The following is a 16,796-nucleotide window of genomic DNA, read 5'->3' on the forward strand; positions in this document are numbered from 1 at the left end:
AGGACAAGCGAGAGTGGGAGCACGTTTATGAAATATCCGGGCTATCTTTTGACACTAGATTTTGGCCTGAATTTTCTTTCATAAAGGACAAAAATTGTTGTTTATCCGGGAATGCGGACAAGATAAATACCATGCGTTGACATGATTTCCCACTGGATTTTATGTCACTAGCTGTGCCTATTGAAAAGACGTTTTCTGAAACAATGCAGCCGTTTTCTGGATAGGGATATTGTTTAACTGTTTCAGGAATATGTTTTTCTGTAGAAAATAACATAGAAGATAACTGGGGAAAAAAATTCGAAAATGTAGAAAATAACATGGAAGATACCTGGGGAAAAAGATTCGACAAATACGTTTCTTGGGCTTTTTCAGCAAAGAGCAGATCTCCACCGGAGTATGCACCGTCCTTCTGCTTGCATGGCGAAATGACTGATGACATGGTTAAAGGGGCCCAGCCAGTACTCCAGGGAATATTCACTATTTCAGGGTTGTCTGAATTGAGCGTGTATCTTACTATTCTGACACTCATAGGAACTGACTGACCGGACCAATTGCCTAGAGTTGCCATTTTTTCCAGGTTGGAGCAAACGAAATTAGCCATTGATTCAGTGGCATTATTTTTAGCTAGCCTCATTCTCACATCAACTTCATTGGCTAATTTACAAGATTTGTCAAATGTGACATAGGGGGCTATTAAATCAACGCCCAAATCAGTTGTTCGACGCCCCCCGAGCAGATCAACATATTCGCAACCCTTAAGGGGAACGCGATTATATTTAAAGGGTTCGAAAGCCAAATCCTCTAAAAAATTGTAATTTTGGTCAGCACTACTTTTTGTATTGACTGAATCCTGGTATGTCCGGCGCATTGAATCATCTTCAAAACAGTTTTCAACTATGGTAATAAATCGCCCCTTAAACTCTGGCTTATTCGTTGTATTATCTTCCCCACCAGTGTCAGTGTTCAAAGCATTGCACAGTAAGGTGTTATAATCTGAAGTGACAAATTTCGCAGCTGGCATTAACATAACCAAATCCTCATTCAAAAATTAATGAAGCCATCCCATGAAGGTTGGCATGGCAGTAGAAACATATAAATATTTTGACATTGGCAGTTATGAAAAAGTTCCATGCTGACTTAAACGGCGTTTTCCACCATTTTCATGGGGTGGATCCAGAGGAATTTTTCAGAGCAGGGATAAAATGTCTGTAATCACAAAAGCATCACAAAAGTGCCTCCCAATACCGCTTCTTCAAATCCCGAATACTCTCAAACAGGCTGGTTAAAGATCTTCCTTTGATTCTTCATAAATTTTTCCAGGCACCATATTTGATGCTGCTGACACCAACAGATCTAGTTACACCATTGAGAATCTCAAACACCGGGAATGACTTTACAACTCCAACATTGTTTTACCATTCTTTGTTGTATTGTATTATTCAGTTCAATTTATCACGGATAAACATGATGTCTCAGTTCGTTTACACCATGAATCGGGTGAGCAAAATCGTTCCCCCGAAACGTCAGATCCTAAAAGATATTTCTCTCTCCTTTTTCCCGGGTGCCAAAATTGGTGTTCTGGGCCTGAACGGTGCGGGCAAGTCCACCCTGCTGCGGATTATGGCCGGTGTGGATAAAGAGTTTGATGGCGAAGCCCGCCCTCAGCCCAACCTGAACGTCGGCTATCTGCCCCAGGAGCCTGAGCTGGATCCGGCCAAAACCGTCCGCGAAGTGGTTGAAGAAGCACTGGGGGAAGTTAAGGCCGCTCAGCAGCGTCTGGATAAAGTTTATGCCGCCTACGCTGATTCGGATGCCGACTTTGATGCCCTGGCCACGGAACAGGCCCGTCTGGAAAACATTATTCAGGCCGCCGATGCCCACAACCTGGAGCGCAAGCTGGAAGTGGCAGCAGACGCCCTGCGTCTGCCTGAGTGGGATGCAAAAATTGAACACCTCTCTGGTGGTGAGCGTCGCCGCGTGGCTCTCTGCCGCCTGCTGCTCTCCAGCCCTGAAATGCTGCTGCTGGACGAACCCACCAACCATCTGGATGCGGAATCCGTTGCCTGGCTGGAACGCTTCCTGGTTGAATACCCAGGAACCGTTGTTGCCATCACCCACGACCGTTACTTCCTGGACAATGCCGCTGGCTGGATTCTGGAACTGGACCGTGGTGAAGGTATTCCTTACCAGGGCAACTACAGCGCCTGGCTGGAACAGAAAGAGCAACGTCTGGAACAGGAACAGAAGCAACAGGATGCCCGCCGCAAGGCCATGGAACACGAGCTTGAGTGGGTTCGTTCCAATGCCAAGGGCCGTCAGTCCAAATCCAAAGCCCGTCTGGCCCGCTTTGAAGAGATGCAGTCCCAGGACTTTCAGAACCGTAACGAAACCAATGAAATCTACATTCCACCCGGTCCACGCCTGGGTGACAAGGTGATTGAAGTCAACAACCTGAGCAAAGGGTTCGGTGACCGCCTGCTGATTGATGACCTGAGCTTCAGCATTCCCAAAGGGGCCATTGTCGGCATTATCGGCGGTAATGGTGCCGGTAAATCCACCCTGTTCAAAATGATCACCGGGCAGGAGCAGCCGGATTCCGGAACCGTTGAGCTGGGAGACACCATTAAAATCTCCAACGTCCAGCAGCTTCGTGATGAGCTGGATGACAGCAAAACCGTCTGGGAAGCCATTTCCGATGGCCAGGACATTCTGCGCATCAACAACTATGAAGTGCCATCCCGTGCTTATATTGGCCGCTTCAACTTCAAGGGTGGCGATCAGCAGAAGCGTGTCGGTGAACTCTCCGGTGGAGAGCGGGGCCGTCTCCAGCTGGCGGCCACATTAAAAGACGGTGGTAATGTGCTGCTACTGGACGAACCTTCCAACGACCTGGACGTTGAGACCCTGCGTGCCCTGGAAGAAGCCCTGCTGGCATTCCCCGGCTGTGCCATGGTGATCTCCCACGACCGCTGGTTCCTGGACCGTGTTGCCACTCATATTCTGGCCTACGAAGGCGACTCCAAAGTGACCTTCTTTGAAGGTAACTACACCGAGTATGAAGCTGACCGCCTCGACCGCCTGGGTGCAGAAGCCGCTGGTCCGCACCGTATTAAGTACAAACGGATTGATGCCTGACGATATCTGCTAATGATGCACCCGATCATCTAGCCCAGCTAAGGAGTTGTCTGGAAATAACTTCCCTATTTTCATTGCCTGACTCCGTTCGGACTGAGCTTGTCGAAGTTCGGTGGCACGACCCTTCGACAAGCTCAGGGTGAACGGAAATCGGGAACTTATTAAAAGAGAATTCCTAAGCGTTGATACCCATACCGCTCGTGCTGAGCTTGTCGAAGTACGGTGGCAGCATCCTTCGACAAGCTCAGGATGAACGGGGTGTACGGGTATTAACGCTTTTCTGCACCAGGTTAATTCGAGGTGATCGGGTGTTACCCGGTTAAGCTTCTTCAGATCAGAATAAGAACCTATCGCTATCAAACTGCCCAGAGGGAATGTCTAACGTACTGTCACTAACAGGGCATTGAGAGCTGGAGTAACATTCTAAGTCTATAGTTTCACTCCGGCTGTTGGAGTAAACAGCGTCAACAGAATCAACCGGCCAGCTCTCGAAAGGCTTTTCAGAAGGGGTCGTGTCGAATAACTTCTTATATTCAAGATTCATTTTTTCCAGCCCCAGTTTCAATCTATCCCAGCTAAAAAATTTAGTAGATGGGTCGAATACGGTGCGAAGAGGGATGGATTTATTTAAGTTATTGATAAAAATAGCGTTCTGTTTCCATAAATCATAACGAACGATGTGGAGTTCTGTCTTTTGGTCAAAAATAGCTGGATACGTGTTTCTCAGGTTGAGAAATAATAAATCGGTTCGAATGTCTTCCAGAAGATTTTTGAAAGCAGCTTCTGGAGTTGTCGCATTGTTAATAGCAGCAGACGTATAGCCCAAATTACACATGGGCTCGTTGGGGTTAAACTTCACATAAATGATAATCATTGGTTGAGGGTGAAACTGGATGAATTCGTCTGTGTAGCAACATTTTTCATCATAAAATACATCAGCGATTGTGTACTGTTTTTGGGCAAATGACTCAAGGAGCCATGCAATAATTTGGGTATGGTTGTTCTTCAGAAAGTCTTTTGCCTCTTGATGTGGGAAAGTTACCAGGGGATAAGGGCAGAGAGCTTTCGTGCCGGAGCTGATCGAGGCATTGGTTCCTACGACGGTACAAAGGTTATTAGTGCATTCCAGTGGCAAACTCTCTCTTAATAATGTGCTGTTATCGTAGACTTTAATCGTTGAAGGACTGACAGCACCCTTACACTCAGGACAGGGCTGCTGATAATTTAATAGCCTATTAGTGCATTCTGAGTGGTACACATGGAAGCATGGTAACAAGGATAATGGTTTGATTTCAGTACTGGTTAAAGTTTGCAGGCAAAGAGCGCAATTACCTTGTAGAGCAGCTTCTACTCGCCGGGATGACTGTGTAGCTTGAAGCTGGTGCCCCTTAAAGTTTGCATTATTAGCTGGAGACGTTGATTCAGATGTATGGGCTGTAGGGTCAGGGATAACGTATTCAGGCTGTTTCCCAATGCTGCTGGTATCAATCAAGTTGTATCTCCACTTTTCCTGAAGTTAATTTCATCTTTTGACTATTTTCACAATGAAAAGTTCCTGACCGGACTTACAGTAGGTTTCGTTAAATGGTAACTGTCCTCTTAGCCAGAAATATACACTTCCATTTGGCCAACTACTTATCTGCTGCTAATGCACCTGAGTTAATTCGAGGTGATCAGGTATTACCCGGTTAAGCTTCTTCAGATCAGAATAAGAAACTATCGGTATCAAACTCCCCAGAGGGAATTTCCAACGCACTTTCACTGACAGGGCGTTGAGAGCCGGGCGTGCTCCATTCTGCGTCTGCGGTTCCCCTCAGGCTGTTGGAGTGAAAACCGACAACAGAATCAAATCCCCGGCTCTGAAAAGATCTCATCCGGGAAAAATCATTACACTCGAAAAATCTTTGAGAAGGAGTTGTTTCGAATAACTTCTTATATTCAAAACCCTGTTTTTCCAGCTCCAGTTTCAATCTATCCCAGCTAAAAGATTTAGTCGATGGATTGAATATGGTGCGAAGAGGGACGGAGTTATTTTTGTCATTGATAAAAATAGCGTTGTATGTCCATAAATCATAACGGTAGATGTATAGGTCTGTGTTGCAGTCAAAAATGGCTGGATGCGAGTTTCTCAGACTGAGAATTAATAAATCGGTTCGAATGTCTTCCACAAGATTTGCGAAAGCAGATTCTGCCGTTTTTGCTTTATTAATATCTGCAGACGAATAGTACAATTCTTTCATTGGCTCGTTAGGGTTGTGCTGCACAGAAAGCGTAATCGCTGGTTTCTGGTGAATGTGTTCGAATTCTGTTCCACAATATTTTTCGTAATAACGCACATTAGCCGTTGTGTAGTGTTTTTGAGCAAATGACTCAAGGAGCCATTCAATAATTTGGGGATGGTTGTTTTCCAGAAAGTTTTCAGCCTCCTGATATGGGAAAGTTGCAAGAGGATAAGGACAGAGAGCTTGCGTGCCGGAGCTGATTGAGGCATTGGCACCTACGACAAGACAAAGGTCTTCAGTGCATTCCAGTGGCAAATTCTCTCTCAATAATGTGCTGTTTTGGTAAATTTTAATTTTTGAAGGACTGGCAAGAGCCCTGCAGTCAGGACAGGACTGTTGACTTAATGCTGGAGCATAACATTCTGAGTGGTACACATGGAAACATGGCAACAAGGATAATGGCTTGATTTCAGTATTGATGAAAGTTTCCAGGCACAGAGCGCACTTACCTTGCAAAGCAGCTTCTACTCGCCGGGATGACTGTGTAGCTTGAAGCTGGTGCCCCTTAAAGTTTGCATTATCAGCTGAAGACGTTGATGTAGGGGCTGCAGATTCAGGGATAACGTATTTGGGCTGTGCCCCACTGCTGGTGTTAATCAAATTGTATCTCCACTTAACCTGAAGTGAATTTCATTTTTTCGACTAATTTCACAGTGAAAAGTTCATAACCGGGCTTACCGGTGAAACTGGATGGGCACGACAAGGTCTTTGCGAACTTCACCCGGACTGGCTGGGGAGCAGATACGATCGTCAATATTTAAACCTGAATTCTGATTCAGGAAAGCGAGTCCTCTACCCAATTCTCAATTCGCAGTCCGTCCACCCGTTTAACCCCCCGGGTATTATTGGTCACCAGTACCAGACCTTCACTTCGACAATGGCCGACAATATGCAGGTCATTAAGTAGTTGGCCAAATGGAATCGTATATTTCTGGCTAAGTGGGCAGTTGCTATGCAAGGCGCAACGTAGGGATCATAGCCGTAGCTATGTGACCGGAGTTGCAACGCCGCAGAGTGACTGACAACTTAGTCAGAAATATATGATTTCATTTGGTTAACTACTTAACACCAATCACCTCCCCGCGACGCTCAAGGCCAGACCGGATATCACCGTAATGAGCTGAAGCCTTTGGGGAATAATCAAGAACCTCAAGCCGACTGACAAAATCCTCAACATTCAGGCTAAATCAAACTATACCCACCCAACATACACCACCTCCGCTGGAATTCCGTTTTCCTGAAAAAAGGCTAACCACAATTTCTGATTTTCCTGCAGCCTGTCTCCCGGCCCCTTAACCTCCAGCCACTGATACCGGTTATTTTCCGGATCAAACAGGATCAGGTCCGGAAACCCGGTTCGGTTGTGGGCAATATCAAACATCAGTCGTTGAAACATGGCACGCAGTTGTGCCATCGGTATCAACGATACGGCCAGGGTAATCAGCTCCGGACTGAGTGCAGGCCAGATAACCAGACGATTGCTGATGCCCTGCTTCGCGCTATAGGTTGCCAGCAGAGTATCCAGAAGATGGCTTTCAGACATTTCTGCCAGCCTTTGATGAATCGAATCCTTACAGCTTTGATAAAAATCCGGAGTCATCAGGTCTGCTGGTCCACTCTGAAACGGGTGGAAAAACACCCCCTCCCGGTCGGCAAAGATAATATCCCAGAACCACAGGCCAGCAAGCCCATTGATCAGGGCATTTTCCACATAAAACACCTGCCAACCCTGATCTTTGAAATGCGCCTGCACCTGAAATTCAACCCGCTGACCATTGTCATTCAGCTCAAGAGTCCGTTCGTTAAACGGTGCGGTTTGCCGCCTGCGCTTCTCGCCCTTCAGGGTTTTGGCAAACCGATGGGCAAAAGCCAGCTCCAGGCTGCTGGCTGGTGAAGCCTGTATCTCTTCACACAGTGCCAAAGCGCCCGCAGTGTCATTCAGCCTGGCCAAAATGCGAGTCCGCCGTTCCCGGGACGGAGGCAAATACGACTGCTGAAAACTGGCGACTGCCGCCCGCAAAGCACCTTGCCTTTCCAGATCACGGGCAATGGCATTCACCAGCCGGGCATACCGCCGCTTAAGGGTCGGATGGCTGAAATCAGACGACGGTGGTAATTTAGCGACCAGGGCCTGCAACTCTTCAAGGTCAAGTTTCTTGTTGTCCCGGGCAACTGCCTGCCAGAGCAGTGACAGACTCAACCCCTGCTCCAGCTCCTCCCGGCGGTCAAATAACCGCGAGTTTAGCGGATAGCTTTCAAAGCGATTCAAACCCAGGTCCTGAAGTACAAACTCCGTCAAATCCTGACTGAGGTTACCAAAGAACAGGAACAATAAGGTTCTCAGCTCTTCCCGGTACAGCGGTTGAAGAATGGTAAATGGCAGATCAGGGCATGGGTTACCGCTATCCACCAACCGGTTTACCAAAGATTGCTTACGTTCGCTTCGGTAAGGGCCAAGCTGGTCAGGAAAACAGCACAGTAACTCACTTTTGGTCATAAGCTCGCACACCGCAACCAGATCCAGCGGCGGGTTAACCTGCATAAGACCCGCACCGACCAATTCATTAACCGCCAATTCAATGGCGGCAATTTCCGGATAGCTGAGTTTATCCCGCCGAAACATCGGGCCTTTGCGCCCCACCAGCCGCACATAGAGTTTCTGTGCATCCTCCTCCAGCCGTCGGAAGGTGTTGAGAAAAGCGGTTTCGCGGCAACTCAATAAATCAGCATACAGCTGCTCAACAAAACCAAGCAGCCGCTGAAAATTGGTCAGGTAATAGTCTTCAGGTAATACCACCGGTGTGTGCAATGCAGCCTCGCTATTAAGTAGTTGGCCAAATGGAATCGTATATTTCTGGCTAAGTGGGCAGTTACTATGTAAGGCGCAACGTAGGGAGCATAGCAGTAGCTATGTGACCGGAGTTGCAACGCCGCAGAGTGATTGACAACTTAGTCAGAAATATATGATTTCATTTGGTTAACTACTTATTCACAGACAGCAATATCGGAAGGGCGGAACACCTGCAAACCGGACACATCCAGTAATGACTGCTGGTACATCAAGGTTGCCAGTGCTGTAATCCGGGTGGGACGAAGTGCTTTCAAACCGGAAACCGGCAGGCTGCCTAACAGCGACAGCAGATAAAATCCAACAGACTCCATCAGCCGAAACTCATCACGATTGCCATGCAGCAATGACGGCTGGTAAATAGCCAGAGAGCGAAGCCCCAGTGCTTTCAGCCCACTCTCCGCCTCACCTTTCACCTTCATATAAAAGGCCTGCGACCCCTTATCTGCGCCATAAGCACTGATCAGATGAAACGACGGCTGTCCATGGTCCACTGCCCACTGACCAAGTGCCAGAACATAGTCACGATCAACTTTGGCAAAGGCTGACCTTGAGCCAGCTTTCTTTATGGTGGTACCAAGACAACAGAACAAGACGTCAACGGTTAAATCCAGATCCTGTAACTGATCCAGGCTCAGCACCACCTCCCTGACTTTGGCGTGACCCGCCCATTGTGTCGTTCGGTAGTGCAGAACAACGACCTCGGAGTAGTGGCTTCGCTCCAGCAGGTATTGCATCAACACCTGCCCGGTGGCACCGGTCGCACCAACCACCATGGCAACCCTTGGGGGGTTTTCTTTACTCATCCTTTTTAACCCGACTATCCAGTTGAGTAGAATCACAAATACCAGTCGAAATCCACTGGCAAATCAAGTAAAAAGTGCGGCATAACTATTTTAAAATGAGATCGCAGTTTATGACCAGGCTTGCAGAAACATTGGCCGCCATTGACCAGCTTCACCAGATGGACCCAAGCGTCATTGATGATACCCCGGCAGAATTAAACTACGCCCGGCAAATGACCCACTGGTTACAACAGCTGGCTCCGGATGCTTCTGAGGAGTTGCAGATCGCCGTTCGCAGTCAGCACCTCTGCCGCTGGGAAATCCCCCGGTCAGAATACCCTGAAGGACGAACCGGCTACCTGAAGTGGCGCACCGAACTGGGCAAGCTGCATGCCCGAAAAGCCGGTGAAATCATGGCCAGAAACGGTTATTCAGAAGCAAGCTGTGCACAAGCGTCCGCGATTATCCGCAAGCAGGGCATCAAGCGAAATGCCGACACTCAGACGCTGGAAGACTGTGCCTGCCTGGTCTTTTTGACCCACGACTTTTCGGCCTTTGCCGCCAAACACCCCAGGGACAAGGTGATCGCCATTGTGCAGAAAACCTGGAAGAAAATGTCTGAGCAGGCCCAGCAGAAAGCGTTGGCGTTGCCATTTGCAGAGCCTGACCTGCAGGTTCTTCAGGAGGCGTTGGCGTAGGAACAGTCATACTTCAATAAGCGCTGCCCGCTGCCCGAAAAAGACAGACCGCATGTGCCTGTGCTTTTGCGGGCAGCGGGCAGCGGTCTCAGACAACAACTTACCAGAGCCCCCCCCAAACCCACCACCTTTTGTTCCCTACCTTCCCTGCTTTACGTACAATACCCTACGGGATTGATGGGGAGTAAAGCTGTGATCAGTAGGCTGGATCAGAAAACAACAAACACCTTATATAGCCACTTTGCCCGTGAGCTGGCCTCTGCTGGCTTCAGCGGGGATATTGAGCTGGGCTATGCCGACCGGACCGTTCTGGCAACAGACAATTCAATCTACCAGGTACTGCCAGAGGGAGTGCTCTACCCTCGCTCAACAGCAGACATCAGCAAGATTCTGACCCTGGCCAATAAGCCATCGTTCCATCAGATCGTCGTGTCTCCCCGTGGTGGTGGTACCGGCACCAATGGTCAGTCGCTGACGTCTGGTTTTATGGTGGACACCAGTCGTTATATGCACCGGGTGCTGGAGATCAACACAAAAGAGCGCTGGGCCAGGGTTCAATCCGGCGTGGTCAAGGACTACCTGAACGAGCTGGCGGCGAAAGAAGGCCTGTTCTTTGCCCCGGAACTCTCCACCAGCAACCGGGCAACCGTGGGCGGCATGGTGAATACCGATGCCAGTGGTCAGGGTTCCGTAGTGTATGGCAAAACCCGCCACCATGTACTTGAACTGACCTCAGTGCTTGCCGATGGCACGGTATGGAACTCCTCACCAGTCGATAACGATCAACTTGAGCAACTGTGTCAACGACAGGATCGTATTGGCGAGATTTATAACACCCTGAAAAAGACCCACCGCGAACATCAACAACAGGTGTCTGACGTATTCCCGCACCTGAATCGAAACCTGACCGGCTATGACCTGGCCAATATTGTCAATAAAGATAACCAGCATGATCTGAATGCCATTCTCTGCGGTTCCGAAGGAACCCTGGCCATCATCAGTGAAATCAAAGTTAACCTGCTGCCTATTCCCAAACACTCTGCCCTGGTACTGGTTTTCTACAGAAGTTTCCAGGACTCGCTGCAGGATGCCCAGACACTGATGTCCGCCGTGCCAGATTCCATTGAAACCATCGACTCCCGTGTGCTTGGGCTGGCAAAGGCTGACAGTGTCTGGGAAAGCGTCAAAGACTTCTTTCCCAGGCAGAGTGATGATATTGACGGCATCAACTTTGTCGAGTTTACCGGCGACGATGAAGCGGAGATTCAGCAGGGTATCGATCGCCTGAAAGCCGTACTGGAACAACCGGTCAGTATCTGGCGTGCCGGTCACAGCGTAGTGAACGGCACCGGCAATGTTAAAAAAATCTGGAACATGCGCAAGCAGGCTGTCGGGCTGCTGGGCAATATGAAAGGCGACGCACGCCCTATACCCTTTGTGGAAGATGTGGCGGTTCCTCCGGAAAATCTCGCTGACTTTATTCAGGCATTTCGGGCACTACTGGACAGTCACAACCTTTCCTATGGCATGTTCGGGCATGTGGATGCCGGTGTTCTCCATGTCCGCCCGGCCATCGATATGAAAGACCCGGAACAGGAGAAACTGGTCCGGTTAATCAGTGATGACGTGGCCGCCCTGGCCAAAAGTTATGGTGGTGTGCTCTGGGGCGAGCACGGTAAAGGGATCCGTTCGGAATACGCACCGGACTTCTTTGCCGAGCTCTACCCGGTGCTGCAGGAAATTAAAGGCGTATTTGATCCCTACAACCAGTTAAACCCCGGCAAGATTGCCACCCCCGCCACCGAACCGGTTCAGCTGCTGAAGATTGATGAAGTGCCCACCCGTGGCCAGCAGGACCGGGAAATTGAGCGCAATGCCTTTGCCGCGTTTACCAGCAGTTTGTACTGCAACGGCAATGGTGCCTGCTTTAATTACAACCCCAACAGCGCCATGTGCCCCACCTGGAAAGCCACCTATGACCGGACGCAATCCCCAAAAGGCCGCTCGGGCCTGGTGCGGGAGTGGCTGCGGTTACAAACCGCCGCTGGTGCCGACATAGCTGGCGAAAGCCATAAGATCCGTCAGGCGGGCCCACTCTACAACGGTGGTCAGAAACTGATAAACCTGGTGAACAAATGGCGGGGTGAAGAGGACTTCAGTCATCAGGTGTATGGCGCTCTGGATAACTGCATGAGCTGTAAATCCTGTGCCGGACAGTGCCCGATTCAGGTCAATGTTCCCGATCTGCGTTCCCGTTACTTCGAACTTTACCACGGCCGCTACCCGAGACCGGTCAAACACCATGTGGCCGGTTTACTGGAGCCAATGCTGCCGGTACTCGCCAGGATCAAACCGGCTTACAATCTGGTTATGGGCTGGTCAGTGGCCAATACCCTTGCCAGCAAAACCATTAGTCTGCAGGATATTCCGGCGATTACCAGTTCATCGCCGGTTAACGACTGCTGTCGTGCTGGTGCGGCCATTGCCAACCGCACGTTACTGGATGCCATCCCCGATAGTGAACGGGATAAAACCGTCATTATTATTCAGGATGCCTTTACCAGCTTCTTTGAAACACCGCTGCTGACCGACCTGGTTGAGCTGCTGATTCGTCTTGGCTACCGCCCATTGATTGCCCCCTACCGCCCCAATGGAAAAGTGCTCCATGTCTATGGCTTCCTGGGTCGGTTTGAAAAAATCGCCAGAACCAATGGTGAGGAGCTGAAAGCACTGGCCGACAGTGGCATCAGCCTGGTGGGCATTGATGCGGCGGTTACCCTGACCTATCGGGATGAGTACCGGGAAGTGATGGGCGACAGGTCCCCGGAAGTACTGCTCCTGTCCGAATGGTTCGCCAAACAGTCAGAAACAATACGTCAGTTGCAATTAAGCCTTGCCTCCGCTGAGGCAGAAGACTTTGTGCTACTGGGCCACTGCACAGAAATCTCCAATGTCCCCGCAGCTCCTGCTCAATGGCAACAGTTATTCAGTGACCTGGGCCTGAAACTCACCTATAAAGCCACCGGCTGTTGTGGGATGGCGGGCATCTACGGCCATGAGACCCGTAATCAGGATACCTCAAGAAAGCTCTACGATATGAGCTGGAAGGAGGTTGTGCAGAACCCTGAACACAGTGGCAGGCTGGTAGCTACCGGTTATTCCTGTCGCAGCCAGGTGAAACGTTATGGTGATGGCAAGATTCCACACCCGGTTCAGGCACTGCTGCAGGTGATGAAACAACAGGCTTTGAATTAGCCTTTTTGAACCACGAAGGGCACGAAGAGCACTAAGTCTTTGTGACCTTTGTGGTTCCAGTGCTTGCACGACAACCTTCTTGTATTGCAGTGAAAAAATCTTATCGATATAGCTGATGGGTTGCCGCCGTCACATCATAGGCTGCAGAGACTTCCTTCAGGAATTCATCAGCCACCACTGCCAGCGCACGGTAAAAGCCACTCTCATCCGCCTCTGCCAGCAATTCCAGATAACGGCCAGACCATGGCAACAGATGGGTGCCAAGCAATTCCACCACTGCATCGTCATTCTCCGTTTCCATAAAGTAAGCCATGGCTAGAATCATCAGGCCAAACTGATCTTCCGGCTCATTCAAGTCGGTATCCAGTTCCACCTGGTTTGCCCGCAGAAACTGGCGATAGGCCTGCGCCGTTTCACCCAGCAGCAAATTTTCCCGATCCAGATAAACCGATCCCCAGGGCGGCGCTGGCATAGAGCCCTGCCCCTCAAACAACAGGGAAAATTGATAAGTCAATTCCGCTATATCCACAGAACACAGCTGTGCAGCAGCTTCTTCAATAACAGAAGGATTCTGCCAGTCCAGCAGAGCAGGCAGCTCAGCCAGTTCGGCAATAACGCTACCGGCTTCTTCGGAGGTTGGAGAGTAATAAAACAGGGTTCCCAGCATTCTGGGAAGAACGGCAATAGCAGACAACTCGGCACTTCCTGAAATCAAACGTACGCAGACGACTAACTATAGTAGCAGGCGATTTTCTTGAGTATATGGACTAATACCGAAAACCTTTCCCTCACGTCCTGAACGCCTCAATTGCCACAATAAACGGATCGGCCTGATACGCTGCCCAGTAATCGCTCCCCCTGGCCTTAAGCCCTTCTTCCGATACGGCTGGATAAAGCACATTCACGTTGGTCAAACCAGCCTCTTGTAAGCACTGAACAATGGTATCGGTAGACCAGCAGTAATCGGTAAAATGAACCTCAGTATCCCCGACGTGAATGGCCAGCTCAAACGGATCACCGTCCTGCAGGTTTGCCACAGCGTCCACTTTTTTTCCATAGCAGTCATCCGGTGTCTGAGGATTACCCTGCACCCGGGCATGACGCTCAGAATCCAGCGCCAGCAGATAACTATAGCCGCCCGGTGACGTATGATGCCAGAGGGTTTCGGCCAGCTCTTTCAGATGGTTCAGGCTGCCCAGGCGACAGGTCAGCCAGAAGGCCAGCACCGCAGAAAATGAACGCTCCAGTCGCAATGTCGTTGGATCCGCCTGCTTGTACTCAATACCCGGTTCAGCAGACTCATTCAACTGTATAGCCCGATCCAGCATGGCCGGGCACTGATCCACCCCCACCACATACTCAGCCCCGGCCGCCTGGGCAAGGCGGGAAAAGAAACCTTCGCTGCAGCGCAAGTCCAGCACAGAATTTACCGGGTGTGTCACAAACAGACTTTTTACATAAGGGGTGTAAACGTATTTGCCAACGGGGGACTCAGCCACCGCAATGGCATAATCATCCGGCGTGAAAAAATGACTCATATTCGCGCATCCTTAATGAGCAGTCTGCTCAAATCCAGAGAAGTGGATTATTCGGTCAGGTGTAAGAAAACCGTCGCTAATGGCGGTAACGTCATCACTAATGAATGCAGCTGATGATGCATTGGCACAGGCTCTGCCACCAGGGGCAGTTCATTCAACACACCACTGCCGGCAAACTCACGACTGTCGGAATTAAACACCTCTTTCCAGACACCGGCTCCGGGGACTCCCAGCCGGTAATGGGGCCTGACCACCGGGGTAAAATTACAAATGACCACCACCGGTGGGTCTTTGACGGTATGCCGACTGAAGGCGATGACTGACTGAAGCACATCATCAGTAATTAACCACTGAAAACCCGTTGGGTCATAATCGGACTGCCATAAAGCAGGTGAGGCCTGGTAAGTGGCATTCAAATGCCTGACCATAGTCGTCAGGCCACGGGAAAATTCTTTTTCCTCCGGTAACAACCAGTCCAGCTGACCATCGTGATTCCATTCACGGAGGGAACCCAGCTCCGCGCCCATAAACAACAATTTTTTACCGGGATGCCCAAACATATAACCATACAAAGCGCGAAGGTTGGCAAACTGCTGCCACTCATCTCCCGGCATTCGGCTGAGCAGTGTGCCTTTGCCATGGACCACCTCATCATGGGAAAGCGGTAAAATAAAGTGTTCACTGTCGTTGTACACCATACTGAACAGGATCTGATCATGGTGATAACGACGATGCTCCGGGTAGCGGGCCAGGTAATTCAGGCTGTCATGCATCCACCCCATATTCCACTTGTAACCAAACCCTAGTCCGTTGTCGTAAGTAGGCATCGAGACGCCGGGCCAGCTGGTAGACTCTTCAGCAATCATCATGGCATCAGGATAGTGCTGATATACGGCTTCATTCAGCTCCCTGATAAACTGGACGGCCTCAAGGTGCTCATTGCCCCCCAAAACATTGGGCTGCCACTCTCCCTCCCCCCTTGAATAGTCGAGATAGAGCATGGAAGCGACCGCATCCACCCGCAGACCATCCACATGAAACTGTTCAAACCAGAACAACGCATTGCTGATCAGAAAGTGTCTGACCTCCGGGCGTCCGTAGTTATAAATATGTGTCTGCCAGTCCGGATGCCATCCCCTCTGGGGATCTTCATATTCATAAAGATGGGTGCCATCAAAGTGGGCCAGGCCATGACTGTCAGAGGGAAAGTGTGCCGGAACCCAGTCAAGAATGACCCCGATACCGGCGTCATGAAACCGGTCTATTAAGGCTTTCAACCCATCCGGATCTCCGTAACGGCTGCTTGGCGCAAATAAACCCACCGGCTGATAACCCCAGGAACCATTAAAAGGGTGCTCGTGAAGCGGGAGAAATTCAACATGGGTAAACCCCATTCCTTGCACATAAGGCACCAGTTGTTCAGCCAGTTCAGTGTAATTCAGTAGCTGACCACGCTTGCCTTTTTTCCAGGAACCCAGGTGCACCTCATAAATACAGACCGGTCGATCTAACCCCTGGCACTGATGCCACACCGTATTCTGCCATTGATATTTGCGGGAATCATAAACAATGGATGCATTCCCCGGTGGCTGCTCCGCATAACAGGCAAAGGGGTCCGCCTTATGGGGCAGCAGCTGACCATTCGGGTCTTTCAGCTCAAATTTATACAGATCCCCCGCTGTTACTTCAGGAATAAACAACTGCCATATACCACTGTTACTGCCAGCCATCTGGTGCAGCCGACCATCCCAGTGGTTAAATGAACCAATCACACTGACACTGCGGGCATGGGGCGCATAAACCCGAAATAGGACGCCTTGCCAGCTATGGCCTGACAGCGTCACCGAATGGAGGTGCGCACCCAGTGTATGGTGCAGCCAGTTGTGGCGGATGACCGGCTCTGTACGACAAAGGCTGGAGAATTGATAAGGGTCGTTAGCCCTGAACTGATGATGCTGGGCATTGGTGACCAGCAGATGATATGCCTGAGGCTTCGAGATATCCGGAAATTGCCGCTCAAACAGCCCCGGTGCAATATCAGTCGCGGGCCCCAGGCTCTTTCCGGTAACCTCATCAATAACCTCCACACTGATGGCATCTGGCCGCCATACTCTGACTACCAGCCCTTGACCGGTTCTGGCGGGATGCCAACCGAGCAAATCAAAGGGGCTGGCACAGCAGGTATTCAGAAGGTCATCAAGCACAGTATCCCGGCTGTCAGAATCCAGCCGGATACCTTCAAGAGCATCGGCCAT

General features: G+C 50.1%; 12 protein-coding genes and 1 pseudogene. 3 read left to right on the forward strand and 10 right to left on the reverse strand.

Annotated elements, in window-relative coordinates; translation table 11 throughout:
• Positions 1-25: 25 nt before the first annotated feature.
• Both ACO6UX_RS07965 and ACO6UX_RS07970 read right to left on the reverse strand, forming a co-directional pair.
• Complete coding sequence (locus ACO6UX_RS07965) at positions 26-1,027, reverse strand: hypothetical protein (protein WP_422446503.1); 1,002 nt, start codon at positions 1,025-1,027, stop codon at positions 26-28.
• Between the two features lie 211 nt (positions 1,028-1,238).
• Positions 1,239-1,351, reverse strand: a pseudogene (locus ACO6UX_RS07970) (IS200/IS605 family transposase); the annotation flags it as partial.
• Positions 1,352-1,467: 116 nt separating this feature from the next.
• Here ACO6UX_RS07970 and ettA point away from each other — a divergent pair.
• Positions 1,468-3,135 (forward strand): energy-dependent translational throttle protein EttA, encoded by a 1,668-nt coding sequence (ettA, locus tag ACO6UX_RS07975; protein WP_422447903.1) that lies wholly within the window; start codon positions 1,468-1,470, stop codon positions 3,133-3,135.
• 334 nt (positions 3,136-3,469) lie between these two features.
• Here the strand turns inward: ettA and ACO6UX_RS07980 are convergent, their stop codons facing one another.
• The 5 genes from ACO6UX_RS07980 to ACO6UX_RS08000 all read right to left on the reverse strand — a co-directional run bounded on the left by ACO6UX_RS07980 (position 3,470) and on the right by ACO6UX_RS08000 (position 9,071).
• Entirely contained in the window at positions 3,470-4,627 is a 1,158-nt protein-coding gene (locus ACO6UX_RS07980; RefSeq protein ID WP_422446505.1) for an RING finger domain-containing protein, read from the reverse strand.
• A 211-nt stretch (positions 4,628-4,838) separates the two neighbouring features.
• Complete coding sequence (locus ACO6UX_RS07985; RefSeq protein WP_422446507.1) at positions 4,839-6,017, reverse strand: RING finger domain-containing protein; 1,179 nt, start codon at positions 6,015-6,017, stop codon at positions 4,839-4,841.
• A gap of 175 nt (positions 6,018-6,192) precedes the next feature.
• A complete protein-coding gene (locus tag ACO6UX_RS07990; RefSeq protein ID WP_422446509.1) occupies positions 6,193-6,375 on the reverse strand; it encodes a hypothetical protein in 183 nt (60 codons plus the stop codon).
• Positions 6,376-6,609: 234 nt separating this feature from the next.
• Positions 6,610-8,226 carry a VRR-NUC domain-containing protein gene (locus ACO6UX_RS07995; protein ID WP_422446511.1) on the reverse strand — a complete coding sequence of 539 codons (1,617 nt, stop codon included), beginning with the start codon at positions 8,224-8,226 and terminating at the stop codon, positions 6,610-6,612.
• Between the two features lie 176 nt (positions 8,227-8,402).
• A complete protein-coding gene (locus ACO6UX_RS08000) occupies positions 8,403-9,071 on the reverse strand; it encodes a hypothetical protein (RefSeq protein WP_422446513.1) in 669 nt (222 codons plus the stop codon).
• Positions 9,072-9,181: 110 nt separating this feature from the next.
• Here ACO6UX_RS08000 and ACO6UX_RS08005 point away from each other — a divergent pair, with 110 nt between their 5' ends.
• On the forward strand, positions 9,182-9,748 hold the full coding sequence (locus tag ACO6UX_RS08005; RefSeq protein ID WP_422446515.1) for a DUF4202 domain-containing protein: 567 nt from the start codon (positions 9,182-9,184) through the stop codon (positions 9,746-9,748).
• A 177-nt stretch (positions 9,749-9,925) separates the two neighbouring features.
• Positions 9,926-13,003, forward strand: a complete 3,078-nt coding sequence (gene ydiJ / locus ACO6UX_RS08010; protein WP_422446517.1) for a D-2-hydroxyglutarate dehydrogenase YdiJ — start codon at positions 9,926-9,928, stop codon at positions 13,001-13,003.
• A 100-nt stretch (positions 13,004-13,103) separates the two neighbouring features.
• Here the strand turns inward: ydiJ and dmsD are convergent, their stop codons facing one another.
• The 3 genes from dmsD to glgB all read right to left on the reverse strand — a co-directional run bounded on the left by dmsD (position 13,104) and on the right by glgB (position 16,796).
• Complete coding sequence (gene dmsD, locus ACO6UX_RS08015) at positions 13,104-13,697, reverse strand: Tat proofreading chaperone DmsD (protein ID WP_269676953.1); 594 nt, start codon at positions 13,695-13,697, stop codon at positions 13,104-13,106.
• A gap of 94 nt (positions 13,698-13,791) precedes the next feature.
• The gene (locus tag ACO6UX_RS08020) at positions 13,792-14,541 is read right to left on the reverse strand and encodes a class I SAM-dependent methyltransferase (RefSeq protein WP_422446520.1); all 750 of its coding nucleotides are present in this window, start codon (positions 14,539-14,541) and stop codon (positions 13,792-13,794) included.
• A gap of 47 nt (positions 14,542-14,588) precedes the next feature.
• Complete coding sequence (glgB, locus tag ACO6UX_RS08025; protein ID WP_422446522.1) at positions 14,589-16,796, reverse strand: 1,4-alpha-glucan branching protein GlgB; 2,208 nt, start codon at positions 16,794-16,796, stop codon at positions 14,589-14,591.

This window comes from Endozoicomonas sp. ALB091, from assembly GCF_049310265.1.
GTDB lineage: Bacteria > Pseudomonadota > Gammaproteobacteria > Pseudomonadales > Endozoicomonadaceae > Endozoicomonas.